The organism is Bradyrhizobium sp. 482_C4_N1_8, from assembly GCF_052075965.1.
GTDB lineage: Bacteria > Pseudomonadota > Alphaproteobacteria > Rhizobiales > Xanthobacteraceae > Bradyrhizobium > Bradyrhizobium barranii.
Map to the genome: position 1 here is coordinate 2863279 of NZ_CP197231.1, position 23179 is coordinate 2886457.

At 61.9% G+C, this 23179-nt stretch carries 24 protein-coding genes and 1 pseudogene; 23 read left to right on the forward strand and 2 right to left on the reverse strand.

Annotation, left to right across the window (positions count from 1 at the left end; genetic code table 11):
• Nucleotides 1-501 precede the first annotated feature (501 nt).
• The 7 genes from AB7Z56_RS13330 to AB7Z56_RS13360 all read left to right on the forward strand — a co-directional run bounded on the left by AB7Z56_RS13330 (nt 502) and on the right by AB7Z56_RS13360 (nt 6915).
• Nucleotides 502-1452: an ArdC family protein gene (locus AB7Z56_RS13330; protein WP_441256826.1), complete on the forward strand. Its 951-nt coding sequence runs from the start codon at nt 502-504 to the stop codon at nt 1450-1452.
• A 126-nt stretch (nt 1453-1578) separates the two neighbouring features.
• The gene (locus AB7Z56_RS13335; protein WP_441256273.1) at nt 1579-2370 is read left to right on the forward strand and encodes a ParB/Srx family N-terminal domain-containing protein; all 792 of its coding nucleotides are present in this window, start codon (nt 1579-1581) and stop codon (nt 2368-2370) included.
• Nucleotide 2371: 1 nt separating this feature from the next.
• A complete protein-coding gene (locus tag AB7Z56_RS13340) occupies nt 2372-3448 on the forward strand; it encodes a DUF7146 domain-containing protein (RefSeq protein WP_441256274.1) in 1077 nt (358 codons plus the stop codon).
• Between the two features lie 298 nt (nt 3449-3746).
• Entirely contained in the window at nt 3747-4685 is a 939-nt protein-coding gene (locus AB7Z56_RS13345; protein WP_441256275.1) for a DUF2493 domain-containing protein, read from the forward strand.
• Nucleotides 4686-4894: 209 nt separating this feature from the next.
• A complete protein-coding gene (locus tag AB7Z56_RS13350; RefSeq protein WP_441256276.1) occupies nt 4895-5347 on the forward strand; it encodes an ester cyclase in 453 nt (150 codons plus the stop codon).
• Nucleotides 5348-5590: 243 nt separating this feature from the next.
• Complete coding sequence (locus tag AB7Z56_RS13355; RefSeq protein ID WP_441256277.1) at nt 5591-5869, forward strand: hypothetical protein; 279 nt, start codon at nt 5591-5593, stop codon at nt 5867-5869.
• 722 nt (nt 5870-6591) lie between these two features.
• Nucleotides 6592-6915, forward strand: a complete 324-nt coding sequence (locus AB7Z56_RS13360; RefSeq protein WP_354130602.1) for a DUF736 domain-containing protein — start codon at nt 6592-6594, stop codon at nt 6913-6915.
• Between the two features lie 293 nt (nt 6916-7208).
• Here AB7Z56_RS13360 and AB7Z56_RS13365 read toward each other — a convergent pair whose 3' ends face one another.
• A complete protein-coding gene (locus tag AB7Z56_RS13365) occupies nt 7209-7454 on the reverse strand; it encodes a helix-turn-helix domain-containing protein (protein ID WP_441256278.1) in 246 nt (81 codons plus the stop codon).
• A gap of 168 nt (nt 7455-7622) precedes the next feature.
• Between AB7Z56_RS13365 and AB7Z56_RS13370 the strand changes: the two genes are divergently transcribed.
• The 5 genes and pseudogenes from AB7Z56_RS13370 (at nt 7623) to AB7Z56_RS13390 (ending at nt 10153) form a co-directional block, all read left to right on the forward strand.
• The gene (locus AB7Z56_RS13370; protein WP_441256279.1) at nt 7623-7889 is read left to right on the forward strand and encodes a DUF2285 domain-containing protein; all 267 of its coding nucleotides are present in this window, start codon (nt 7623-7625) and stop codon (nt 7887-7889) included.
• Between the two features lie 171 nt (nt 7890-8060).
• Nucleotides 8061-8255 carry a transcriptional regulator domain-containing protein gene (locus AB7Z56_RS13375; protein ID WP_441256280.1) on the forward strand — a complete coding sequence of 65 codons (195 nt, stop codon included), beginning with the start codon at nt 8061-8063 and terminating at the stop codon, nt 8253-8255.
• Nucleotides 8256-8394: 139 nt separating this feature from the next.
• Nucleotides 8395-8835 carry a DUF2285 domain-containing protein gene (locus AB7Z56_RS13380; protein ID WP_441256281.1) on the forward strand — a complete coding sequence of 147 codons (441 nt, stop codon included), beginning with the start codon at nt 8395-8397 and terminating at the stop codon, nt 8833-8835.
• Between the two features lie 133 nt (nt 8836-8968).
• Nucleotides 8969-9250 (forward strand): helix-turn-helix transcriptional regulator, encoded by a 282-nt coding sequence (locus tag AB7Z56_RS13385; protein WP_018272755.1) that lies wholly within the window; start codon nt 8969-8971, stop codon nt 9248-9250.
• 22 nt (nt 9251-9272) lie between these two features.
• Nucleotides 9273-10153, forward strand: a pseudogene (locus AB7Z56_RS13390) (replication initiator protein A).
• Nucleotides 10154-10740: 587 nt separating this feature from the next.
• Here AB7Z56_RS13390 and AB7Z56_RS13395 read toward each other — a convergent pair.
• A complete protein-coding gene (locus tag AB7Z56_RS13395; protein ID WP_441256282.1) occupies nt 10741-11790 on the reverse strand; it encodes an IS110 family transposase in 1050 nt (349 codons plus the stop codon).
• Nucleotides 11791-12071: 281 nt separating this feature from the next.
• On the opposite strand from AB7Z56_RS13395, the gene AB7Z56_RS13400 reads away from it, so the two are divergent.
• The 11 genes from AB7Z56_RS13400 (at nt 12072) to AB7Z56_RS13450 (ending at nt 23169) form a co-directional block, all read left to right on the forward strand.
• Nucleotides 12072-12536, forward strand: a complete 465-nt coding sequence (locus tag AB7Z56_RS13400; protein ID WP_441256283.1) for a DUF2840 domain-containing protein — start codon at nt 12072-12074, stop codon at nt 12534-12536.
• On the forward strand, nt 12533-13045 hold the full coding sequence (locus AB7Z56_RS13405; protein ID WP_441256284.1) for a S26 family signal peptidase: 513 nt from the start codon (nt 12533-12535) through the stop codon (nt 13043-13045). The genes AB7Z56_RS13400 and AB7Z56_RS13405 overlap by 4 nt, the downstream gene beginning before the upstream one ends.
• Complete coding sequence (locus AB7Z56_RS13410) at nt 13042-13941, forward strand: lytic transglycosylase domain-containing protein (protein WP_441256285.1); 900 nt, start codon at nt 13042-13044, stop codon at nt 13939-13941. Before AB7Z56_RS13405 ends, AB7Z56_RS13410 begins: the two co-directional genes overlap by 4 nt.
• A gap of 199 nt (nt 13942-14140) precedes the next feature.
• On the forward strand, nt 14141-15205 hold the full coding sequence (locus AB7Z56_RS13415; protein ID WP_441256286.1) for an IS110 family transposase: 1065 nt from the start codon (nt 14141-14143) through the stop codon (nt 15203-15205).
• 548 nt (nt 15206-15753) lie between these two features.
• The gene (locus tag AB7Z56_RS13420) at nt 15754-17517 is read left to right on the forward strand and encodes a relaxase/mobilization nuclease domain-containing protein (RefSeq protein ID WP_441256287.1); all 1764 of its coding nucleotides are present in this window, start codon (nt 15754-15756) and stop codon (nt 17515-17517) included.
• A 37-nt stretch (nt 17518-17554) separates the two neighbouring features.
• Nucleotides 17555-19543, forward strand: a complete 1989-nt coding sequence (locus tag AB7Z56_RS13425) for a conjugal transfer protein TraG (RefSeq protein ID WP_441256288.1) — start codon at nt 17555-17557, stop codon at nt 19541-19543.
• Nucleotides 19544-19549: 6 nt separating this feature from the next.
• Nucleotides 19550-19978 carry a CopG family transcriptional regulator gene (locus AB7Z56_RS13430; protein WP_441256289.1) on the forward strand — a complete coding sequence of 143 codons (429 nt, stop codon included), beginning with the start codon at nt 19550-19552 and terminating at the stop codon, nt 19976-19978.
• A gap of 131 nt (nt 19979-20109) precedes the next feature.
• Nucleotides 20110-21444, forward strand: coding sequence for an MFS transporter (locus AB7Z56_RS13435; protein WP_441256290.1), 1335 nt, complete (start codon nt 20110-20112; stop codon nt 21442-21444).
• Between the two features lie 219 nt (nt 21445-21663).
• On the forward strand, nt 21664-22578 hold the full coding sequence (gene trbB / locus AB7Z56_RS13440; RefSeq protein ID WP_441256291.1) for a P-type conjugative transfer ATPase TrbB: 915 nt from the start codon (nt 21664-21666) through the stop codon (nt 22576-22578).
• A gap of 1 nt (nt 22579) precedes the next feature.
• Nucleotides 22580-22906, forward strand: a complete 327-nt coding sequence (locus tag AB7Z56_RS13445) for a TrbC/VirB2 family protein (RefSeq protein WP_441256292.1) — start codon at nt 22580-22582, stop codon at nt 22904-22906.
• Nucleotides 22906-23169, forward strand: coding sequence for a VirB3 family type IV secretion system protein (locus tag AB7Z56_RS13450; protein ID WP_079587685.1), 264 nt, complete (start codon nt 22906-22908; stop codon nt 23167-23169). The genes AB7Z56_RS13445 and AB7Z56_RS13450 overlap by 1 nt, the downstream gene beginning before the upstream one ends.
• The last annotated feature ends 10 nt before the right edge of the window (nt 23170-23179 follow it).

The window sequence follows — 23179 nt, forward strand, 5'->3', positions numbered from 1 at the left end:
CATATGAATCGAGCCGCTTCGCGTCTCGGCCATCCGGCTTCGATCCCTCGCGCAAACGCCGCGGAGCTCCTCGCCGGGGGCACTCGGGAAAGGGGCTCGCCTTCGGCGATCGCTATCACTGCCCCTGTCCCGGGTGCCGCTGTTAACCGGTCTCGTCGCTGCACTCGGTCCCGCGTGCCGCCTTCGGCGTCGCTATGCTCACGCTCCTGCGGGTGCCATTTTCCGTTGCGGCGATGCGCAATTGGCGCACGCCTGATCGGGGCCTTCGGCCCCAGGCACTCAAAGCCAAGTCCTACGAAGAAATGGGACGGAAGGCGGGCCGCCTCGCAGATTTTGCATTCTCGTTGTGTGCGCGCGGCGAGGAGCCAAACCGGGCTCTCCTAAGTCACACGCCGACGTATCCTCGCGAAAAAGGCTGAGAGTAAGAGTACCGGCCGGGTGCTGCCGTGACGGGTTTCAGGCTGCGAGAGAGGCTCGCGTCGCCCGTTGCGGAGAACCGCGATGTCTGGACATACCACCCGAGTTCGTGCCGGCAATGACCGCGCCAGCCTTTACACCGAAATCACCGACAAGATCATCGCCGAGCTGGAGGCCGGCCGTGTCCCGTGGGTGCAGCCCTGGGGAACGGCGGCAATCAAGGCACCGCTCGCCATGCCGCGCAACGCGTCGACGCAGCGCAAATATTCCGGGATCAACGTGCTGATCCTGTGGGGAGCCGTCATCGAGCACGGCTTTGCCGGACAGAGCTGGCTTACTTTCCGCCAGGCACTCAGAGTTGGTGGCCATGTCAGGAAGGGCGAACGCGGAACAACCGTCGTCTATGCCGATCGCTTCATCCCGGACGACGAACGTCGGCGAGCCGCGGAGGCCGGTGAAGAGCCGGGTGCCATCGCGTTTCTCAAGCGCTTTACGGTCTTCAACACTGATCAGTGCGATGGCTTGCCCGAGGAATTTTCTGCTTGGGTGGTTCCGCCGCCGCCAGATCAGATTGAGCCCCGAGCCGAGGCGTTGATCGCGGCGATAGGTGCGGATTTCCGCATCGGCGGTGCGCGCGCCTATTACAACACGACGGGCGATTTCGTGCAGGTACCGCCGCCGGCTGCTTATTTCGAGCCGATCAATTGGCACCGAACCGCTTTCCATGAGCTCGGTCATTGGACCGGCCAGGCATCCCGCCTCAACCGCGACCACTCCGGTTCGTTCGGCTCAAAATCATACGCGCGCGAAGAGCTGGTCGCCGAAATGGCGGGTGCGTTCGTTTGTGCCACGCTCGGTATCGTGCCGACCGTGCGCCACGCCGACTATATCGGTTCCTGGCTGGAGGTGTTGCGCGAGGATAACCGCGCTGTCGTCCGGGCGGCAAGCGCGGCATCGAAGGCCGCAGAATTCCTGCATGCGTTTTTGTCGCCCGCGATCGATTCCGTCGTCGAGGGCAACGAGGAGGCGGCGTGATGCATCCGAATGCCCTTTCAGCCTTCAATTGGCGCTGCGCGTCAGAGAGTGAGAGGCGCGCCGGCTTGTCTGTGACGGGTAGGAGGTCGATAGAGTCTTTCGGCCGCTCGTCGTGGAGAAGCCGACATGGCAAGCGTTCAGAAGATCAAACTCAGTTCCTCCCGCGATATTCCCTTCAACAAGCTGGTGCTCAGCCAGGCCAACGTCCGCCGCGTGAAAGCCGGCATCTCGATCGAGCAACTGACAGAAAGCATCGCTCAGCGTACGCTGCTCCAGAGCCTAAGCGTCCGTGCGGTCGTCGATGCCGATGGCCAGGAGACCGGCATGTTCGAGGTGCCTGCGGGCGGACGTCGCTACCGCGCGCTCGAACTGCTGGTCAAGCAGAAGCGCATGGCGAAGACGCAGCCTGTGCCGTGCCTTATTATTTGGGAAGCCGAAGTCGCCGAAGTTCCGGAATTCACCGATAGCGAGATCCACATCGTCGCTGGTTTGCTGTTGCCGATCTGGAAGCGTCTGCCGAACGAGTCGACGCGGGTCTATCGTCTGCAGACCGACGCCGGCGAGCGCATCATCGGCCGGAAGGTCTCGCCTGCGTGGGTCGCCTGTGCGTTGGATGCCGGGACGTCGAGTCTTTCGCCGGACGCTGCTTTCACCGCAATGATCGATGGCAAGACCATTCTCGATCTTGCCGATGGACTTCAGCTCAGGCGCGTTCGCGTGATGGGCGCAAACCGCATCGAATTGACCGGCTTCTCTGAGCCGATGCGGGATCGGCTGCGCGCCTACGGCCTGTTCGGCGAGATCATTTCGTGGAAACTGCGTTTCTTTGTCCCAATCGATGCGACCGGTCCTGCGATCCTGGCTAAGGTTCTGGAGTGCTTTCCGATTGCCCGCATCGCCGATCGCGCGGCGGCGTGACATGCCGCGAAGCGCGGCAGAGCTGGCGCATCGCCTCGCGCGCGAGGCCGAGGCTGTGTGCCGTCACTATCTCTCCAACGGGCGTCGCGTCGGCAATTACTGGCAGGTCGGCGACGTCAGGAACACGGCGGGCCGATCGATGTTCGTCCGCCTGAAAGGCGGGGATATCGGTGGTCGCCCGGCCGGCAAATGGACCGACGCGGCGACTGGCGAGTACGGTGACCTGCTCGACGTGATCCGCGCAAGTTGCGGTCTTGTCGATTTTCACGACGTCGCCAATGAAGCCCGGCGCTTTCTGAGCTTGCCGCGATCCGAGCCGGAATCCGACCGTCGATCGGGCCTGCCACCGGCGCCGATCGGCTCACCGAAATCGGCGCGGCGTCTGTTCGGCATGTCGCAACCGATTGCCGGCACGGTTGTGGAGACTTACCTGCGGGGACGCGGCATCAGTAACCTACACGGCATCGACAGCCTGCGATCCCATCCGCGCTGCTACTATCGTACCGAGGCAGACGCCCCGACCGAAATATGGCCTGCGATGGTCGCGGCTGTGACCGATCTGACGGGCCACATCACCGGCGCGCATCGCACCTGGCTCGATCCGTCAGGGCGCGACAAGGCGCCGGTCGATACGCCACGCCGCGCGATGGGCCACCTTCTCGGGCACGCGGTCCGTTTCGGTCCGGCTGACGACGTGATGGCGGCGGGCGAGGGCATCGAGACCATACTGTCGCTCCGCTGCGTTATGCCCGGCATGGCGATGGTCGCAGCGCTCTCGGCCGCGCATCTCGCAGCCGTCCTGTTTCCAGCAACGCTGCGCCGACTCTATGTCGTCCGTGACGACGATCAGGCGGGGGACGGCGCGGTGGCCGGCCTGTTCGACCGTGCGCAGTCGGCTGGGATCGAGGCAATGGTGCTGTCGCCGAAGCGTGGGGACTTCAACGAGGATCTGCGGACCCTCGACATCGACGCACTGCGTGCAGCGTTGCGTGTCCAGATTGCACCTGAAGATGTAACCCGATTTCTGGGCCCGAGGGTTTGGACGGGAATAGGGGTCAAAGCTCGTGCCGCGCTCTGAGGGCGTGCCCTCAATCCTCGGGCTTCTCCTTGTTCGGAGAGGGCCGCGCTCACGGCCTTCTGAGAGGGCGACCCTGCGGCAAGCGGTCCGGCCACGCAATGGCGGGAGCCGGCTATTTTCCGCCGCGCCGCCAACGCGGCGCTTTACATCGCGAAGCAAAATAGCCGGCTCCCGCCATCCTCCGCTTCGCTGCGGCCGCTGTCGCTGCGCTCGGCGGTGCAGGTCCGGTCCGCCCGCCGCCTTTCGTCACCATGAAGGCCGCGATGAGCGCGACCGATCCGACCACAGGAAAGCCGCCATGACGATCGACCACGACGAGACCAACCACGAGCAGCCATACGCGACATCCCCAACCGATCACGTCCTTACCGAACTCCAGCTTCACGGCTATCGCCCTTTCCAGGACGAACCCGACCCGAGACCGCTACCCGAAGCGCGCATCGTCGCTGCCGCCGTCGCCGACATCTTCGACGCCCTCATTGCGAGCCTGAGCGAAACCCGCCTCGAACCCGACCTCGAGGATCTCTTGTGGTCGACCGTCAATCTCTTCCACCGCGCCAACGAGCGCGTCGAACGCGAACTCGACGACAACGAACAGGCCCAGAAGCGCAGCCAGCGCGATCAGGACGGCTCCGAAATCCGCTCGGTCGAGCTCGAACGTCTCACTGTCGAGGGCATGACGCTGATCGAGCGGCGAAATAGCATGGAATACTTCCGCGATCAGGCGGCCGACTACTTCGCACGCCACACCGGATTGCACTGGCATCCGCGAAGCGGCTCAATGGTGAACCACCGCGCCTTGACCTCGGCTATGATCGATAGTCGCGACTTTCTCGCCGCCAAACGCCGGGCCGAGACCGAAGTGCTCTTGCCCGCCGGGCCGAAGATTGCCTTCACCGGTGGCCTCGACTGCAACGATCACCGCCTGATATGGGACAAACTCGATCAGGTCCACGCTAAGCATCCAGACATGGTCCTGCTGCACGGTGGTTCACCAAAGGGCGCCGAACGCATCGCCGCCCGCTGGGCCGACCACCGCAAAGTTCCGCAAATCGCCTTCAAACCCGATTGGACCAAACACGCCAAGGCAGCACCGTTCAAGCGCAACGATCAGATGCTCGACGTGCTGCCGATCGGCGTTATCGTCTTCCCCGGTACCGGCATTCAGGAGAACCTGGCTGACAAGGCACGGAAGCTCGGTATCCCCGTCTGGAAGTTCGGCAACGGTGGCGCGTAAGCGCCACCGCTCCTACCTCGCATACAATGTGCGCATTCAACTCGCTTGCGCAGCTGTATCGATTGTTTTTTCCGGTCGTAAAGAGTTGCCCTTGCCGCCTTGCGAAGAGAACGGAAATCGGGTGTCAAACCGAACGTCGCTTGCTCCATGGTCCATCGCATCGATCGATCTGATCGTCAGTTGAAACGACGAAGCAAAAAGGAGATGACATGTCGAGGGAAGATGAAAACAAGGCCATCGTCGGCCGCTGGTTCACCAAGTTCTGGGGTGAGACGTGCGATCTCGCAATCGTCGACGAACTCGCCGCGCCGGATATGCTCCTTCAATACTCACTGCACGAGCCGCGTCGAGGACGGGATGACATTAAGGCTTTCATGACGGATTTCCGTAAGGCCTTTCCGGATCTCAATTTCTGGGGCGCCGCCGATCTAATTGCGGAGGGCGACTATGTGGTCGGCCGCTGGGACGGTGGAGGGACGCACACCGGCCCCGCGTTCGGCGATTTCCTGGCCGGCTCCTTGCCCGCGAACACCGGTCGAAAAATGCGATTCACGGGTACAACTGTTCTAAAGCTGAAAGACGGCAAGATCACCGAGGAAATCGGGCTCGACGATGGTGTCACGGCACTGCAACAGCTCGGGCTGATCAAGCTTGCCGCTTAGCTAACGACAATCGACAAGCCGGCCTTCGTGATTGCCGTCTCGAAGGCCGGCAACGGCGACACGTCAGCGCTCCGTTCAATCTCGGTCTCCATCGCAATAGCGAGCGGGCTGTCTCCTGCATTGCGTGCATGAAACTTGACCGTAAAGGATTCCAAACGCGGGCCGGATCGGTTATTCATGGGACCGCGCCGTGGTGGTGGTGGAAGGCGCGACACTTGCAACCTTTGTCACGGGACCATCACCATGCTTGTCATAGGCGTACTTCTCAATATCGTCGGGCTCGGCTGCTGGACACTATTCGCGCTCGCGATCCACGCTTTGCCGTTTTTCGTCGGCATGACCGTGGGGATCTATTCATATCAAGCCGAAGCTGGTCCGTTCGGTGCCATCGTTGTTGGCGTCGTTGCGGCCGGTTTCACATTCGTGGTCGGGCGGTACGCCGTCTCCGTCGTGCGCTCTCCGATCGTTCGCCTGGTCATTGGGTTTGCTATTCGCGGTTCCGGCGGCACAAGCCAGCTATAGTGTGACACTTGCCCTTGCGCACCTCGGTATTCCCTCGGAATGGTGGCGAGAGTCGGTCGCCGTGCTTGGCGCCATCGCGGTCGGGGGCATCGCTTTGGCGAATGTGTCGATGCAGACCGGCACCGCTCTCAGAGGGGGCGTTGCACTCAGCCCTATTCAGCCACCAAATGAGGCGACGACCGCGGGCGGGTGACCATGGACGTCTGTTATCTCTCGGGTGGCATGACGAGGTATCAGGGAGTCGCTGCTGATCGCGACAACGCGGTCCTCCCTCACGTTTCGATTGAGCGGGTTATCTCGTCGGCAGATTGCTCCCACGGTTGCCAGCAGGCACGTTGACTTCTGTCGGTTCCGGGGACAACGCGTCGCCTTTCTGCACGCCATGTTTCCTTTTCCTTCGCCGGGAATGCGGGGCTTCTTGTTTGAGCCGATCGTTCGCTGGCACGTCTCCAAGGTGCTGTTCAGCGCACGCGAGCGCCTTGCCTCTCATTGGCTTGATCTAGCCGAAGGCCGGCTTCGCCTCGATCGCCTGAACCGCAATGGCGGCGGTGAGACTTTCTTCCCCTGGGCTTCGCCCATTCCTCGCGAAGCAAGAAAGTCCCTCCGCCGCCATCCTCCGCTGCGCTGCGACCCAAGAGGGTGCGGCGTCGATCGCCTTCGGCTTTCAGATCGCCATCGAGGCCGCGGTGGTCGCGGGCTCGGAAACAGCAAGGAGAAGTGACATGGCTAACATCGGCTCTTTCAAGAAGTCCGGCCAGGAATTCCAGGGCGAGATCGTCACCCTGAGCCTCCAGACCAAGGGCGTCCGCATCGTCCCCGAGACTGACCGGACTAACGACAACGCTCCTAGCCACCGGGTCTACGTCGGTCGCGCCGAGATCGGGGCCGCTTGGTCGAAGCGCTCCAACGAGGGCCGCGATTATCTCTCGGTCAAGCTGGACGATCCGAGCTTCAACGCTCCGATCTACGCCAATCTCTTCGACGACGAAGACGCCGACACCTACACCCTGATCTGGTCCCGCAGCCGCAAGGCCAACGGCGACTGAAGCGAACCAGCGCCAGCACCCCGCTCAGACGAGCGGGGTGCTACTTTCTGCGCTCTTGATAAGCAGGCTCGAGCTGAAAAAGGAAGCGAGGCGCCTGATCGAGCTGTCACCTGAATCGTGAGCCTCAATCGAGCGGTCCCGCGGCTGCGGTCGGCTGCCATAGTGCGACGCCGTCGACCGGCAAGCAGGATCGGCGGCGGTGCGGCATGTGCGCGTCCCGCGCTGGTCACGCCTTCGCCTTGTCTCGCGAAGATCACGGTTTACGATTGTTCAACATGGATTTCCAAACCCGATCACTTCCGCTTGGCAGGCTTTGATCGATCGATTCGCGCCTCTTCATCTGGCAGGACGAGATCGACATGGCTGACACCCAACGTATCGGCTAGTTCAAATAGGGTTACGACAGTTGGATTGCGGCGGCCCCGCTCCAGGTCGCTGATATATTGTTGGGTGAAGCCGGACAGTTCGGCGAATTTCTCCTGCGTGAAGCGCCTCTGCTTCCGCAGTCTCGCGAAATTCCGGCCGACCAACTTGCGCATGTCCATCGGCGCAAGTTGCGTTTTCACATACTATGAGGTTTATCTCCTATAGTGTGTATTTTGAGATGCTCGCTGATCGGTCCGGTCGGAATGAGACTAAAATGAGACGTACGGACGATCTTGACCCTCTTCGGAGGTTAGAATCATTCGCTCTTTGCTGGAATGCTAATGACGAAACCGCAGCTTGACCCCGACGTCGCGGATGTCGCGCCGAATGACTCGACGCTGACGGCCTATGACGAGCAGCACGTCGTCACGTACATGCGCCTTCTACAGGCCGAGGGTGAGGGAGCCGACTGGCTGGAAGTAAGTCGGATCGTGCTGCATATCGATCCGGAGCGCGAACCGGATCGTGCGCGGAGCGCATACCAGAGTCATCTTGCACGCGCTAAGTGGTTGACCGAGCAGGGACGCCTATTGCGTAGCTCTGGGTAAAAATAGACGACAGTTGGCGTCTTGACCTTTGCCGAGCGAACAATTCTCTCCTGCTAATCGGTGGTCATTTTCGCGCACCACGTGGTGCCAAATTAGGGGCTTCCTACAACCACCTCGTTTATACCTATTGCGCCGCAATCCTTGTTAGCTACGTGCAATGGGGCGGAAGCAATGCCTGAATTCGACTGGCGGTCGCCGGATTCCTATAAGAGCCTACAAGACGCCGTAATCACCGACATCGCCTGGGAGTGTCTTCGCCGTAACGCGGACTACCGACGCGAATACCACGCGATGATCGCCAGTAGCCCGGATGGCGACGTGACGGCGGAATTCAGGAGGAGGTGGGGCATCTGCTTTCGCCCATGACCCGCAGAGATCCTTCAACGAACAGACCATCTTTTGGGCGCCCGAGGTTCTAGCGGCGGTCGTCCCGCTCGCGGTGGCCGCCTCGGCTGTCGATCGTAGCTCCGCGTCTCCGCCACTGCTCGACCTCACAGCCGGTCAGGTGCGCCGCGCCGTTGACGGCTGGCATGCCGTGCTGCGCATCGGCCCGCTGGAACACCGCGTCTGGTCGAGAGAACCACCGGTTCTCGGCGCCTCCTATGCAGCCGAATTGCCACTTGATGGCGATTTCGATGCGCGCGCATATGCAGCCCGTCGGCTGTGGCGCGCCATCAACGGACGCTCGTCAGGTCCTGCCTTTCATCAACTGTCCAAACAGCGGCGCGAACGCTTGAGCGTCGCGATCCGCGCGCTCGACGCGCACAGTGCGGGTGGCAGCTATCGCATCATCGCCGAAGCGCTGTTCGGCAAGAGGCACATTCCCGATCGCGCGTGGAAGACGCACGATCTGCGCAATCGAACGATCCGCTTGGTGCAGAACGGCCTCGCGCTGATGCGCGGCGGCTACCGCAAGCTTCTACGGCCCGAGCGCAGGGACGAATAGCCACTCCGCTCAGGGGTGCCGAAACTCGTCCCCTCAATATTCGGCATCCCCCTCCGACATCGCACTTCTCCATGATGACCGCACACACGCCAGCGCCGCCATGCGCGGTGCGCTGTCACATTGGAGTTCCCAAATGCCCGATCCGATGGCCGGCTTGCCACCGCGTTTCCTGCGCACGCCGGAAGCGGCGCGTTACCTGGGCCTTTCCGGTCGTACGCTGGAGAAGCACCGCACGTACGGCACCGGACCCACCTATCGGAAGATCGGCGGGCGTGTCGTCTACGCCCTGGACGATCTGAAAGCCTGGGCTGATCTCGGCGCCAAGACGTCAACGTCAGATCCCGGCAAAGGCACCGTGCTGCCTGCCAAGAAGCATCCGGTCCTGCGCCCGTACGCAGGCCAGGAACGTCGCTGATCGCCGCGCGAGTGCAACAATCATGCGCCGCAAACGCCATTCCGAGCGCGACCAGCTTGAGCTCTTTCGGGCGCTGCCCGGCGATCTCGCGCCTGCGATGCACAGGATCTGATGGCTTATCCGTTCTTCTCGCTCGCAAAAACGAAGCGGATTGTGCCGATCGATTTCCGCGCGGGCGCGATCGCCATTCGTGTCGAAACGGTGCCGGAGCACGGCATGGCAACCATCTGGGATGCAGACGTCTTGATCTGGGCTGCTTCCCAGATTGTCGAAGCCCGTGACGCCGGCTTGAAGACCTCGCGCTTGATGGCTGCAACGCCTTACGAGATTTTGACGTTTGTCGGCCGCGGTACCAGCGCGCGCGACTATGACCGGCTGAAGGCGGGTCTCGACAGACTTCAGGCAACGACCATGATGACGTCGATCCGCCAGCCGACAGAACGGCGACGACATCGCTTCTCCTGGATCAACGAATGGAAGGAGACAGCCGATGCAAATGGCCGTCCGTTAGGGCTCGAGCTGATCTTGCCGGATTGGTTTTATGCCGGCGTGATCGATGATGCGCTCGTGCTCACGATCGACCGCGCTTATTTCGATCTGACGGGCGGGCTTGAGCGCTGGCTTTATCGTCTGGTGCGCAAGCATGGCGGTCGGCAGCACGGCGGCTGGAGTTTTGATCTTGTGCGCCTCCACGCCAAGTCCGGCATCCTCTCGCCGCTCAAGCACTTCGCTTACGACGTACGTCAGATCGTCCAGCGCCAGACATTGCCCGGCTATCAGCTCGTGATCACGCGCGATCGGATCGGCACCGAGCGACTGAACTTCGCACCTGCGCCTGTTGATCCCTTAACGGCACGACTGCGCCGGCGCGGCCTCATTCCAAATTCGGAGGAAAACCTGTGAATCAGCTCGTGCTATCGAGGACCGCAGCCCTCGTGCTATCGGGGACCCAATCCTCGTGCTATCGGGGACCAGAATCGAGCTTAAGAGCTTGTTTCTCTATGCTTTCCGGCCGCTCTAACTTTACTAACATACTGACACTAACTTCTTGTTGTGAATCAGTACGTTGTGAACAAGTCGGCCGCGTGTGCAACGAGGATGCCTCATGCATCCACACTCTCACGCGCAAAGCTTCGCTGCAATACGATTGTTATCTCCAATCTACGCGCGCGAATGCGATCGCGCGCAAATCTTCGCGATCGTTGGCGTCGACATCATCGCCTGGTGCGCGTCACGTCCTTTTGCGGCCACTCGCTCGTCGAGGAGAACTCGCTAACATCCGTGGTTGGCACGATGGCCACCACAAGCCGGAATCTGAGGAAAGGGCGGTCAGGCTAACCAGCGCCGTGCTTGATGGCTTCAAACGTCGTCATGAAGCCGCCGGCAAGAAAAGTTGCGATCTCACCCAAATCCCCGTCTCCTCGGGAGACGCTGCTCCGCCGTGGCGGAAGGAAAAGGCGCGCGTGGAAGCGGCCGGGTCGCGGAGGCCGTTACGCCGCCGCAGCGACCCGGCCGCGCTTGCCGCCGGCGCCAAACCGGAAGGTGGTGCCATCGATCCAGATCTTGTGCAGCAGCACGGCGAGCGCGCGCGCCACCGCGGTCGCCGCGCGCTTCAGACCCTTCTTCCTGGCCAGTCGCAGGCCCCAGAGCCGCAGCTTGAAGTTCTTCGGGATCCGCGTCAGAATCGCGATCGCCGCCTCGTACAGCATCACCCGCGTCAGCTCATCGCCGCATTTGGAGATGCTGCCGATCCGGTCGGTCTGGCCGGATTGATAGCGCCGCGGCGTCAACCCGAAATGGGCGCCGACATTGGTCGACTTCTTGAATCGCGCCGGATCGTCAACGGTGGCGCGGAATGTCAGCGCCACGAGCGCGCCGACGCCGGGCACTGTCATCATCCGTCGCACCGCGCTGTCGCTGCGCGCCGCCGTCAGCGCCAGGCGGTGCAGTTTTGCCAACTGCAGCCGCATGGCGTTGCGGGCGTCCAGCAGCGGCACGACGATCGCTTCCAATTCCTTCTTCCCGGCCAGGAGATCGCGCACCCGCGCCTCAAAACGGCCGACCGAGATCTCGCCGACCTTGAGGCCGAATGGGCGCAACAGGCCGCGGATCATGTTCTCCATGTCCAGCACCTTGCCGAGCAAGGCCTTGCGCCCGACCAGCAGCGCCCGCAACGTCTGGGCGCTCTCCGACTTGACGTGAACCGCGCGGAACCAGCCGGTCCGCATCATCTGCGCAATGCCCTTGGCGTCGTTGCGGTCGGTCTTGTTCAGCATCGCGTTCAGCGCCGCCTTGGCGTGCCGGGTCTCGATGCAGATCACGGGGAGGCCCTTGTCGGACAGCGCCGTGAACAGCCAGGCGCTGTACGAGAACGCTTCCAGCCCGATGCGCTTCAGCTGGATACCCCATTCCGCCAGGAACAGCTCGATCGCGTCCGGATCGGTGTCGAGTTTCGCCTCCCGGACCACCTTGCCGTCGCCGTCCACCACGCAAATGTTGGTCACCTCGAGCGACACATCAAGCCCTGCATAGAAGTCCATCATGCGCCTCCACCACCGCCGACCGCCGGACCGCACCGCGCGTTCCGTTCGCGAATCGCTGTGCAGCATTTTCGCAGCCGCAGGGCCGGCGAGGGGGCACCGGTCAGTACCCCGGCTAACCAGGAATCCTTCGGATTTCTTCTAACGGGCCAGGCCGAAAGCAGCATTGAAGGCGACCGGCAACGGCGGGCCGCCAGTCCTATTTGCCTTCACAAGCCGCACACGCACTTCACCGAACCCCAAGCTCGTGGCTTCCTGTTCCAGCTTCAGGGAGCGGCGGCATGATCGATCTCACCGAAGTGGAAGTGTTGTGGCTCGAGAAGCGTATCGAAAACCGCATTCGGTTCGGTCGTGTCGTCAAGGAACGAAAGCTTGATCGTCACCGGCGTGTCCTGTCATTTGCGCCCGGCAGCATCTTTGCCTTCGTCCGTTGGACCTCCAATGACTTTGGCACGATCATTTCGCGGATCGACGTCTTGCGCGCGGTCGCACCGGGACAGCGCTGCTCAACTGTCCCTTATGTAACGCCCGGTGGAGAGATTTTGCTACGGCTCTCCGGCTGGCCGAAGGTCGAACGAGCGTTGCAGATGACCGATGCCGTTGAGGCGCTCGGCATCGATCCCGCCGACGTCGCACCTGATCATTGGCATCACGTTCATAACCGTCTGTCCGTTAACGAAAACCCGCGTCCCTACACGAAAGCGCGCCACCAGGCTTGGCTCCATCGTCAGAGGGTGATGCGATGACAGGCGGCCTGAAGACGTTGACCGCGACGTTTGGGGCCGCTGCTGCGCTCGTCGCGACAATCGCCCTGGAGCCGCTTCCGCTCTACATTTGGAATGCATCGGCGAGCGTGCCTATCGGTCTCTATCGCTTGCGACCGGCGAAGCGCTTCCATGTCACTGAGCTGGTCGCCGCTGAGCCGCCGGAGCCGCTCGCGACCTTCCTCGAACTGAACGGCTATCTGCCCATTGGCGTCCCCATGCTTAAGCGCGTGCTGGCACTGCCCGGGCAGAGTGTCTGCAGAATCGGCCTCACGATTTTGGTCGATGAAATTGCAGTCGGCGAGGCCCGGGATAGCGACAGACGCGGCCGGCCGCTGCCGAAATGGCAGGGCTGCCGCGTCGTCAGCGACGGCGAACTGTTCCTCATGAATTGGCAGTCGGATGACTCTCTTGATGGCCGATATTTTGGATTTCTTCCGGCGTCGGCGGTGATCGGCCGTGTGCTCCCGGTTTGGACGTGGGAGGAGTGATCGTGCGCATCCCACGTGCTCGTCTCGCCATTCCTCTGTTCGATCGATTGCAAGACCATTCCTCCGTCCCGGCCAATGGTTTCAGCGCTGGCGCGCGCAGCGCCGGTCCAGGGCGGCCGAAAAGCCGGCGCGAAGCAGCTTTACCCTGGACGGGCGCGAGCACGACGGCACGCTTGGCTCAGTCGGGCGTGTGTGTTCGGGTCGTCGTATCGCTGCTGCTCATTTTGATCGTGTCGCATAGTGCTGCTCTGGCCGAGAATGGATCAGCCACCCCTCCGTCGATTCGTCAGGCCGCTAACTCGTTTGCAGGCTTTGTTGACGACGCCTCACAACGTTTTGCGATTCCGGTGAGCTGGATTCGTTCAGTCCAAAGCATCGAAAGTGCCGGTGACGTGCACGCCAGATCGCCCAAAGGCGCAATGGGCCTGATGCAAATCATGCCGGGGACCTGGGCAGAACTTCGCGAGCGCTATAAGCTCGGTAGCGATCCCTACGACCCGCGCGACAACATTCTGGCCGGCACGGCATATCTGCGTGAACTGCTCGACCGCTATGGTTCGCCTGGCGTGTTTGCCGCGTACAATGCGGGACCATCTCGATACGAAGAGCATCTCGCGGGCGGCCCATTGCCAAACGAGACGCAAGCATATGTGGCCAAGCTTGCAACTCTGCTTGGCATTGAGTTGCCTCCGACGTGGATCACCGGCCGGCAGTTATCGGCAGGAGCGACGCTGTTCGTCATGCGATCCGATCTGATGAAAGCGCGCGATCGGTTGCCGGCGCTCATGCCATCGAGCGGCGCCACGACCGGAATCTCGGCGCCCGATGTTTCGTCAATGGTCCCCCGACCTATTGGCGTGTTCGTCCCTCGATCGAATTCGGAAGCATCGCAATGACCAGTTCTGCTGATTCGCAAGTCATGGCGTGCTTCAGCGAACAATTGGCGGAAGGGCGAGGGCAGCAGGAGAAAGCGACAGCAGGACGGCTCTTCAAATCGGGATTCGAGATACCGGTGCACGGGGATAACACGGTCGTGGCCGAATCCGGAGCCTGGTGCGACGACTTGGAACGTCGCTGCCACAAGGGAGAGCTCCGATGAAACTCTACGTTGGATTGGACGTCGGTCTTGAAGAAACGAGCCTTTGCATCGTCGATGGTGAGGGTCTCACGGTTCGCGAAGTGAAGGTGAGCACGGAGCCGGAGGCGATCCGCTCCGCTGTGGAGAACTACGCGGATCGCCTCGATAGGGTAGGAGTCGAGGCGTCATCGCTTGGCATCTGGCTCTATCGCGAATTGCAGCCAGTCGGGCTTCCGATCATTGTTGTCGAAGCGCGCCATATGCGTGTCTCGTTGTCGACTATGCGCAATAAGACTGACCGTAATGACGCCCGCGGCATTGCGCAGATGATGCGGCTGGGCTGGTACCGCGCGGTCCATGTCAAGAATATCGAGATGCAGAAAATGCGCTCGCTGCTGGCCAACAGGAAGCTTCTTAAGCGCAAGCTGATCGACCTTGAAAACCACATTCGTGGGACGCTCAGGGCTTACGGTCTGATGGTTGGAGCGGTCGGCCGCGGGGGATACGAAGCGCGGGTCCGCGAGCTGATCGAGCACAGCGATCCGGTATTTTCCATGATGATTGAGGCCATGCTGGACGTACGGCGAGCGATCTTTGAAGGCCACGAGCGATTGCATAAGGTGCTCCTGCAGGTCGTCCAGCATGATGCGATTTGTCGTCGGTTGATGACCGTACCCGGCGTCGGTCCCGTCGCGGCTCTTTCGTTCAAGGTAGGTGTTGATGATCCGTTACGTTTTGCGCGGTCCCGGACCGTTGGTGCGCATTTTGGTCTGACGCCGAGACGACACCAGTCCGGAACCTCCATCGACTACGAAGGCCGAATTACCAAACAGGGTGACGTCGCTGTTCGCGAGGCGCTCTGCGAAGCGGCCGCGAGTCTTTTGCTGCGGGTCAGGAAATGGTCGGCGTTGCGGGCGTGGGGCCTGCGGATCGCCAAACGGTCGAGCATGCTGTGCGCGATCGTCGCAGTCGCGCGCAAGCTCGCAAGCATTCTGCACCGGATGTGGGTCAGCGAGACCGATTTCCACGTTGGTTTTGGCGCCAAAGTCACGCAGCGGCTGCGGTTGAAATCTGCGCACTAGCCGCGGTGCAGGTGACGACGGATTAGCGCTGGGTTTACGCCCGGCATGTTGAGGAGGAGCGAAACTAGAGATCCGCGCGCGCGGTGAGCGTCCCCTGGCGGGGCCGCGAAAAGGGGAATGTCCGCTATCTCTTGCCTGCTGCCGCCCTTCGGGGACGAGAGCGCCGGACTGCTTGGACAGCCCTGTTTACGAACCTGATGAAGAGCATGCGACGGCCGATGTGCTGAACGCGAAGGAACGCATGGACCCCGCCTGGTGAATGCAAGTCGCGTACGCGGCTGCGGTGAAGTTGCGCGTTGTTGGTGCAGGGAGTCGGTAATGGCTGAAGTTCGAAGAGTCGAAGAAAAGCGTAGGAATGAGTTGACTTTGCCCGCCCGATTAGGAAGGCGAGATAAAAGGGGCTCGCCGGTCGAACCGCAAGCCATTGACATGGCTTGGGTTCTGGCGTGCCGGTCGGTCGGGGCGCGTGCCGCGCGTAAGATTTTCGCCAAAAGATTCAAGGATCTTTTTGGCACCGTAGGCGCCGTTGCGCTTTTCAAGGGCCGGCCATGACCGTAGGCGACAGCGATCTGCGTGTTCGGCCCGGGCGCATCCGCGGCACCCGCGCGCCGAAGCAAAAGAGCTTCATCAACCAGGTGCTCCGTGCCGCGAAGAAAGCCGGACACACCTCGGGTCAGGCTGCGGCTGGCAGGCGTTCTGCGGCCTACGGGCGCTCGACGTTTGGCCGCGGCCGGCTGGCCTTTAGTCGCAGCCGGTTGTTCAGCCCGACACGCCGCGTCGTTGTGAAGGCGCGTGTGGTCCGACACAAGGGACGTACCTTCCGCTCCGCACCACTGACCGCCCATCTTTCATATTTGAAGCGCGATGGCGTCACCCGGAGCGGCGAGAGGGCCGAGATGTTCGATGTCTGCAGCGACCGTGCTGACGGCACGGCTTTCGCAGAACGCTGCAAGGACGACCGCCATCATTTCCGGTTCATCGTCTCGCCCGAGGACGCCGGCGAGATGACAAACCTTAGGGCCTTCACCCGCGATGTGGCCAGGCAGATGGAAAGCGATCTCGGCACGCGGCTCGATTGGGTGGCCGTCGATCATTGGAACACGGACAATCCTCACGTCCATCTTCTCGTGCGAGGCGTCGATGAGAACGGGGCCGATCTCGTGATCTCGCGTGACTACATCAGCCGAGGCCTGCGCTCACGGGCCGAGGAACTGGTCGCGATCGAACTGGGTCCAAAACCGGAGCATGAGATTCGCAGTTCCCTGGAGAGGGAAGTCACGGCAGAGCGATGGACGCGGCTCGATCAGCAGATTCGGCTGGCGGCAGATGAAACCGGCTATATCGATCTTCGCCCAGAGAATCCCGGCAAGACCGGTTCCAAGATCCGTCGTCTGACGGTCGGCCGCCTCCAGCACCTGGAGAAGATGGGCCTTGCAGCATCCGTCGCGCCAGGGGAATGGATGGTCGGGCTCGAGGCCGAACGAGGCTTGCGCGACCTCGGCATGCGAGGCGACATCATCAAGACCATGCACCGCGCCTTTACCGAGCGTGGGGGAGCGCGCGCCGTCGCCGACTACGTCATCGAAGGTGGGCCGCCGACGTCCCAGATCATCGGACGGTTGGTCGATCGTGGATTGCATGACGAACTGACAGGCGAGGCCTACGCCCTGATCGACGGAACCGACGGATGCGCGCACCACGTGCGCTTCCGAGGAATTGAGGCCTTCGAACAGGCGCCGCCGGTCGGCGGCATCGTCGAAGTCCGGCGCTTCGGCCAAGCCGGCGATCCGCGCCCGACCGTGGTGCTCGCGATCCGCTCCGATCTCGATCTTGGTGCACAGATCGCCGCAAGAGGAGCGACTTGGCTCGACCACCGGCTGGTCGAACGCGAGCCCATGCCGCTCGCCATGGGCGGGTTCGGCCGCGAGACCCGGGACGCCCTGGAAGCCCGTACCGAGCACCTGATTAAGGAGGGTCTGGCACGGCGGCAAGGCCAACGCATCATCCTGCAGCGCGACCTCCTGAGCACGCTCCGCCGACGTGAACTGGATGAGGCAGGAGCACGAATCTCGGCCAGCATCGGGCTGCCTCATGTGAAGGCTGCCTCCGGTGAACATGTGGCGGGCACGTATCGCCAGCGGCTGACGCTCGCTTCGGGACGCTTCGCCATGATCGACAACGGTCTTGGCTTCCAGCTCGTGCCCTGGTCGCGCGAACTCGAAAAGAAACTCGGCAAACACGTCACCGGCCTCCTGAAGGATGGCGGCGGCATCGAATGGGGCTTTGGCCGCAAGCGCGACCTCGGCCTCTAGCCGTCTTGGCAATTCAGTTGCGAAAGGAAGGTTCGGGATGTCCGGAACCAAAATTCTCTGGGGGCAGGTGATCGTTGTCGGCCTGATCGTTTTGCTCGCCATCTGGGGAGCAACCGAGTGGACGGCTTGGCGGCTTGCCTACCAGCCGGAGCTCGGGAGGCCTTGGTTCGAACTGTTGGGCTTCAAGGTCTATTACCCGGCCGTCTTCTTCTGGTGGTGGTTCGTCTATGACGCCTATGCGCCACAAGTCTTTGTCGAGGGGGCGTTCATAGCGGCGTCGGGGACCTTCGTCTCGATTGCCGTGGCGATCGGCATGTCGGTCTGGCGGGCGCGTGAAGCCAAGAATGTCGCCACCTATGGGTCGGCGCGCTGGGCCGATGCGGAAGAGGTTCGAGCGGCCGGACTTCTCGGTCTGGATGGCGTTGTGCTGGGTAAGCTCGACCGTGACTACCTCCGCCATGACGGACCGGAACACGTGTTGTGCTTCGCACCCACCCGGTCGGGCAAAGGTGTGGGCCTCGTCGTTCCCTCGTTGCTGGCTTGGCCGGGCTCTGCCATCGTGCACGACATCAAGGGTGAGAACTGGCAACTGACAGCCGGCTTCCGATCGCGGCACGGCCGCGTCCTGTTGTTCGATCCGACCAACCCAAAATCCTCAGCCTACAATCCGCTCATCGAGGTCCGGCGCGGCGAGTGGGAGGTTCGCGACGTCCAGAACGTCGCCGACGTCCTGGTCGACCCCGAAGGCTCGCTCGACAAGCGGAACCATTGGGAGAAGACCAGCCACTCGCTCCTGGTCGGCGCCATCCTCCATGTCCTCTATGCCGAGGCGGACAAGTCTTTGGCCGGCGTCGCCGCCTTTTTGTCCGACCCCAAGCGGCCAATCGAAGCCACGTTGAAGGCGATGATGACCACGCCGCACCTTGGCGAGCAGGGCGCTCATCCCGTGGTCGCCTCGACCGCGCGCGAACTTCTCAACAAGTCGGAGAACGAACGTTCCGGCGTCCTGTCCACGGCGATGTCGTTCCTGGGGCTCTACCGCGATCCCGTGGTGGCACAGGTGACCTGCCGTTGCGACTGGCGGATCGCGGATTTGATCGCAGATCGCCGTCCGACGACGCTCTACCTCGTAGTGCCGCCCTCCGACATCTCGCGGACCAAGCCCCTAATCCGCCTGGTGCTGAATCAAATCGGCCGGCGCCTAACCGAGGACTTGCATGCCCGCGATCGCCGGCATCGTGTCCTGATGATGCTTGACGAGTTCCCGGCGCTGGGCCGGCTTGATTTCTTCGAGTCCGCGCTCGCCTTCATGGCTGGGTACGGCATCAAGAGTTTCCTGATCGCACAGTCGCTCAATCAAATCGAGAAGGCCTACGGGCCCAACAACGCCATCCTCGACAACTGCCACGTCCGCGTCAGCTTCGCGACCAATGACGAGCGGACCGCCAAGCGGGTATCCGACGCGCTGGGCACGGCGACGGAGATGCGGGCCATGAAGAACTATGCCGGGCACAGATTGAACCCATGGCTGGGACACCTCATGGTCTCGCGGCAGGAGACGGCGAGGCCCCTGCTGACCCCGGGCGAGGTCATGCAGCTTCCGCCGACGGACGAGGTCGTGATGGTGGCGGGCACGCCGCCGATCCGGGCGAAAAAGGTGCGCTATTACGAGGATAACCGGTTTATGGAACGGGTCTTGTCGCCGCCCGATCCCGCGGCTTCTGGTCGATCATTGCGAGCGGACGGGTGGTCAACGCTCGGAATCCTGAAGCCAGCGACCGATCCAACCGACAAAAGGGAGCATGCAGAGGAGGACACAGCGAACAGCGGCCTCCGTCGCGAGCCCGAACTTCCCGATCACGTCGCAATCGCCAAGGAGACGACCGAGCCGACGCCGGCAGAGGAATTTGCCGTCGTCCTTGACGACGACGAGGATGCCGTCCGCCAGACTCGGCTTCTCCGCCAGCAGATGCGCGGCGTCGCACGTCAGGTCGCCACGGATCCGAATGACGGCATGGAGCTGTGAGGCAATATGCGCGACCGGATGAACGTATATTTCCCGCCGGAGCTTCTGAAGCAGATATCTGATCTGGCCGATCGCAAGAAGCTGTCCCGCTCAGCGATCGTCGAAACGGCTGTTGCTTCGTTTCTTTCACCGGACGGATCGGACAGGCGGGAGGCGGCGTTTACCCGTCGCCTCGATCGGATGTCGCGCCAGATGCAAAGACTGGAGCGTGACGTTGGTTTGACAGCCGAGACCTTGGCCCTCTTCATCCGCTTCTGGCTGACGATCACGCCACCGTTGCCCAACGACGCACAGGCGGCCGCGCAAATAAAGGGTAGGGAACGCTTTGAAGGATTTGTCGAGGCGCTCGGGCGCCGTTTGCAAAAGGGGCAGAGCTTTCTGCACGAGATTCCAGAAGATATCCGCCGTCAGGAACCGGTGGGCGAAGCTGATTGAGTCTCTGGACACGCTATCGTGCCGGCCCCGCCTTTTTCTACGCCAGCCTACGACCACTGCAATTTAGCGAACCGACAAAAAGCTGGACACGCTATCGGCTCGAACGAGCTGAGCGAGCAAGAAGGGCCAGCATGCAAATCTCAATAGCATGGCGTCGAATTGCGTGCGTTTTTCTCCCTTTTTCCGCTGGATACTATCTTTCGTATCTGTTTCGCACGATCAACGCCCTGATCGCCGGTCATCTCTGCTCGGATACCGGGCTCGGGACCGCCGACCTCGGGTTGCTTACGTCAGTCTATTTCCTTGTTTTCGCGGCGGCTCAGATCCCCGTCGGTATATTGCTGGACCGCTTTGGTCCGCGTCGCGTACAGAGCGCTCTGCTTTTGGTCGCCACGGCGGGCGCCGGGTTATTCGCGGTCTCGACCGGCTTCCTGTCACTTTTGATCGCGCGCGCAATGATCGGGCTTGGGGTGGCGGCAGCGCTGACGTCCGGACTGAAGTCCATAGTTTTATGGTTTCCCAGGGAACGAGTAGCCTTGCTGAACGGCTACATGATTATGCTGGGGTCACTAGGGGCGGTGACCGCCACGGTTCCCGTCGAACACCTACTCACCTGGATGGACTGGCGGCAACTCTTCGAAATCCTGGCGGCCACGACCGGCGCCACGGCTATGCTCATCTATGTCGTAGTTCCTGAACGAGTCATTGTCCCATCGACAGAGCCAATCTCCGCTACCCTTAGCTCCGTTTTTGGCGATAAGCGTTTCTGGCGCATTGCGCCGTTGTCTGCGACTTGCGTTGGATCGGCCTGGTCTTTGCAAGGATTGTGGGCATCGCCGTGGCTGATGGACGTGGAGGGGTTTGACCGGGCGCGTCTTGTCAGACAGTTGTTTATGATGTCGCTCGTACTTAGCGGCGGTGCCTGGTTGTTCGGGACGGCGGTCCATTACATCAGACGAAGAGGAGGCGGGGCGGAGACAGTATTAGCGATAGTCGCTCTGTTGTTCATCGTGGCACAGATCGCCTTGATCTTGCGCGTGCCTTTGCCGTCCATTTTACCGTGGTCCGCTGTAGCGATTGTCGGAACGGCAACCGTGGTCAGTTTCGCGGTGATCGCTGATTACTATCCGCCAGAGCTTGCTGGTCGTGCCAACGGCGCCTTGAACGTTCTGCACTTCGGTTGGGCATTTCTGGTCCAATACGCGACGGGTCTGATCTTGGAGCAATGGCTTACGAACGATGGCCACAGGCCCGTCCAAGCCTATCAAGTCGCGTTCGGTCTCAACGTAGCACTGCAGATCGCGGCGTTGACTTGGTTCGCGCTACCTTGGCGCCGATCTTTCGCGTCATGGGTCAGTTCAACTCCTTTCTTCAGGCCGGCTGATGTTTCCGAAGCAGTCGAGTCAGTCGGTTTGTATGAGGGGGCGGTCGTACTATTGACCGCGGATGATGATGCGGAGTGGTGAGCACCCGCGAACTGATCCGATTGAGCGCGCCTCAAGTTTCTGTTCCAGTCTTTCCTTTTCTACGCCGATCTACGATCGCCGAAAGCACTCGTTGCCTTTGATCGTTTGGTGCCTTTTCTAATCATCCATCTGAGGACGCCCTTTGGGCGTTCTCATTCGGTGGGGACCGCGGTGACAATCCATTCCATTCAATCGGAAGCGAATTCGCGCGGTGCGCGAATGCTGCGTAGCGCACTTGGCGCGGCGATCGCGGGTTACCTCGAAGATGAAACAATCATCGAGGTGATGCTCAATCCCGATGGCCGGCTGTGGATCGACCGGTTGTCCAGTGGCCTGATTGACACCGGCGAAACGCTGTCGGCGGCGGACGGCGAACGCATCGTTCGCCTGGTGGCGCACCACGTGGGCGCGGAGGTGCATGCCGGCTCGCCACGCGTCTCGGCCGAATTGCCTGGGACCGGAGAGCGCTTCGAGGGTCTCTTGCCTCCGGTCGTTGCTGCACCTGCTTTCGCCATCCGCAAGCCCGCGGTCGCTGTGTTTACGCTCGACGACTACGTCGCCAAGGAGATCATGACCTCGGCGCAGGCCAAAATTCTGAAGAACGCGGTCGCCGCACGGAAGAACATCCTTGTCGCCGGTGGGACATCGACTGGCAAGACCACCTTGACGAATGCGCTTTTGGCCGAGGTGGCAAAGACCTCCGATCGGGTCGTTCTGATCGAAGATACACGCGAACTCCAGTGCAAAGCGCCTAACCTTGTGGCTTTGCGGACCAAAGATGGCGTGGCGACGCTGTCCGACCTTGTCCGCTCCTCGCTGCGATTGCGTCCGGATCGCATTCCCGTCGGCGAGGTTCGCGGCGCCGAAGCACTCGATTTGCTCAAAGCCTGGGGCACCGGCCACCCTGGCGGCATCGGGACCATTCATGCCGGCACCGCGCTCGGCGCACTGCGGCGGCTCGAGCAACTCATCCAGGAAGCCGTCATCACGGTTCCACGCGCGCTCATCGCCGAGACCATCAACCTCGTCGCCGTCCTTGCGGGCCGCGGTGCCGATCGCCGCCTCGCCGAACTCGCCCTCATCGCGGGGCTTGGTGCCGCCGGCGACTACAGCCTTTCATCAGCAGGAGACTGACATGCGCTTGGAATTTCGTTGTCTTCGAGATGCGCCGGCATTGGCGGCCTCCGGCACGGTTCTTTTGGTGTCGGCACCGGCGTGGGCGGCCGGCTCGAACATGCCGTGGGAGCAGCCGCTCAACCAGATCCTGCAGTCGGTGGAGGGACCGGTCGCCAAGATCATCGCTGTCATCATCATCGTCGTGACCGGGCTCACGCTCGCATTCGGAGACTCGTCAGGTGGCTTCCGCAGGTTGATCCAGATCGTGTTTGGTCTGTCGATCGCGTTTGCCGCCTCGAGCTTCTTCCTGTCCTTCTTCTCCTTCGGCGGCGGCGTGGTGATCTGATGGATGAACCGGTCGCAGGCTTTGTCGTGCCCGTTCACCGCGCACTTACTGAGCCAATCCTGATGGGCGGCGCGCCGCGGTCGGTCGCGATCGTCAACGGCACACTTGCCGCGGCCCTTGGACTTGGATTGCGGCTGTGGATCGCGGGGCTCGTGCTCTGGTTCATCGGTCACATGGCTGCCGTCTGGGCCGCCAAACGCGACCCCGCCTTCGTCGACGTGGTGCGCCGACATCTGCGCATTCCCGGTCATCTCAACGTCTGAGTTCTCGGTC

Coding starts and splice junctions, on each gene's coding strand:
- AB7Z56_RS13330 (WP_441256826.1), top strand. CDS start 502: ATGTCTGGACATACCACCCGAGTTCGTGCCGGCAATGACCGCGCCAGC.
- AB7Z56_RS13335 (WP_441256273.1), top strand. CDS start 1,579: ATGGCAAGCGTTCAGAAGATCAAACTCAGTTCCTCCCGCGATATTCCC.
- AB7Z56_RS13340 (WP_441256274.1), top strand. CDS start 2,372: ATGCCGCGAAGCGCGGCAGAGCTGGCGCATCGCCTCGCGCGCGAGGCC.
- AB7Z56_RS13345 (WP_441256275.1), top strand. CDS start 3,747: ATGACGATCGACCACGACGAGACCAACCACGAGCAGCCATACGCGACA.
- AB7Z56_RS13350 (WP_441256276.1), top strand. CDS start 4,895: ATGTCGAGGGAAGATGAAAACAAGGCCATCGTCGGCCGCTGGTTCACC.
- AB7Z56_RS13355 (WP_441256277.1), top strand. CDS start 5,591: ATGCTTGTCATAGGCGTACTTCTCAATATCGTCGGGCTCGGCTGCTGG.
- AB7Z56_RS13360 (WP_354130602.1), top strand. CDS start 6,592: ATGGCTAACATCGGCTCTTTCAAGAAGTCCGGCCAGGAATTCCAGGGC.
- AB7Z56_RS13365 (WP_441256278.1), bottom strand. CDS start 7,454: ATGCGCAAGTTGGTCGGCCGGAATTTCGCGAGACTGCGGAAGCAGAGG.
- AB7Z56_RS13370 (WP_441256279.1), top strand. CDS start 7,623: ATGACGAAACCGCAGCTTGACCCCGACGTCGCGGATGTCGCGCCGAAT.
- AB7Z56_RS13375 (WP_441256280.1), top strand. CDS start 8,061: ATGCCTGAATTCGACTGGCGGTCGCCGGATTCCTATAAGAGCCTACAA.
- AB7Z56_RS13385 (WP_018272755.1), top strand. CDS start 8,969: ATGCCCGATCCGATGGCCGGCTTGCCACCGCGTTTCCTGCGCACGCCG.
- AB7Z56_RS13395 (WP_441256282.1), bottom strand. CDS start 11,790: ATGGACTTCTATGCAGGGCTTGATGTGTCGCTCGAGGTGACCAACATT.
- AB7Z56_RS13400 (WP_441256283.1), top strand. CDS start 12,072: ATGATCGATCTCACCGAAGTGGAAGTGTTGTGGCTCGAGAAGCGTATC.
- AB7Z56_RS13405 (WP_441256284.1), top strand. CDS start 12,533: ATGACAGGCGGCCTGAAGACGTTGACCGCGACGTTTGGGGCCGCTGCT.
- AB7Z56_RS13415 (WP_441256286.1), top strand. CDS start 14,141: ATGAAACTCTACGTTGGATTGGACGTCGGTCTTGAAGAAACGAGCCTT.
- AB7Z56_RS13420 (WP_441256287.1), top strand. CDS start 15,754: ATGACCGTAGGCGACAGCGATCTGCGTGTTCGGCCCGGGCGCATCCGC.
- AB7Z56_RS13425 (WP_441256288.1), top strand. CDS start 17,555: ATGTCCGGAACCAAAATTCTCTGGGGGCAGGTGATCGTTGTCGGCCTG.
- AB7Z56_RS13430 (WP_441256289.1), top strand. CDS start 19,550: ATGCGCGACCGGATGAACGTATATTTCCCGCCGGAGCTTCTGAAGCAG.
- AB7Z56_RS13435 (WP_441256290.1), top strand. CDS start 20,110: ATGCAAATCTCAATAGCATGGCGTCGAATTGCGTGCGTTTTTCTCCCT.
- trbB (WP_441256291.1), top strand. CDS start 21,664: ATGCTGCGTAGCGCACTTGGCGCGGCGATCGCGGGTTACCTCGAAGAT.
- AB7Z56_RS13445 (WP_441256292.1), top strand. CDS start 22,580: ATGCGCTTGGAATTTCGTTGTCTTCGAGATGCGCCGGCATTGGCGGCC.
- AB7Z56_RS13450 (WP_079587685.1), top strand. CDS start 22,906: ATGGATGAACCGGTCGCAGGCTTTGTCGTGCCCGTTCACCGCGCACTT.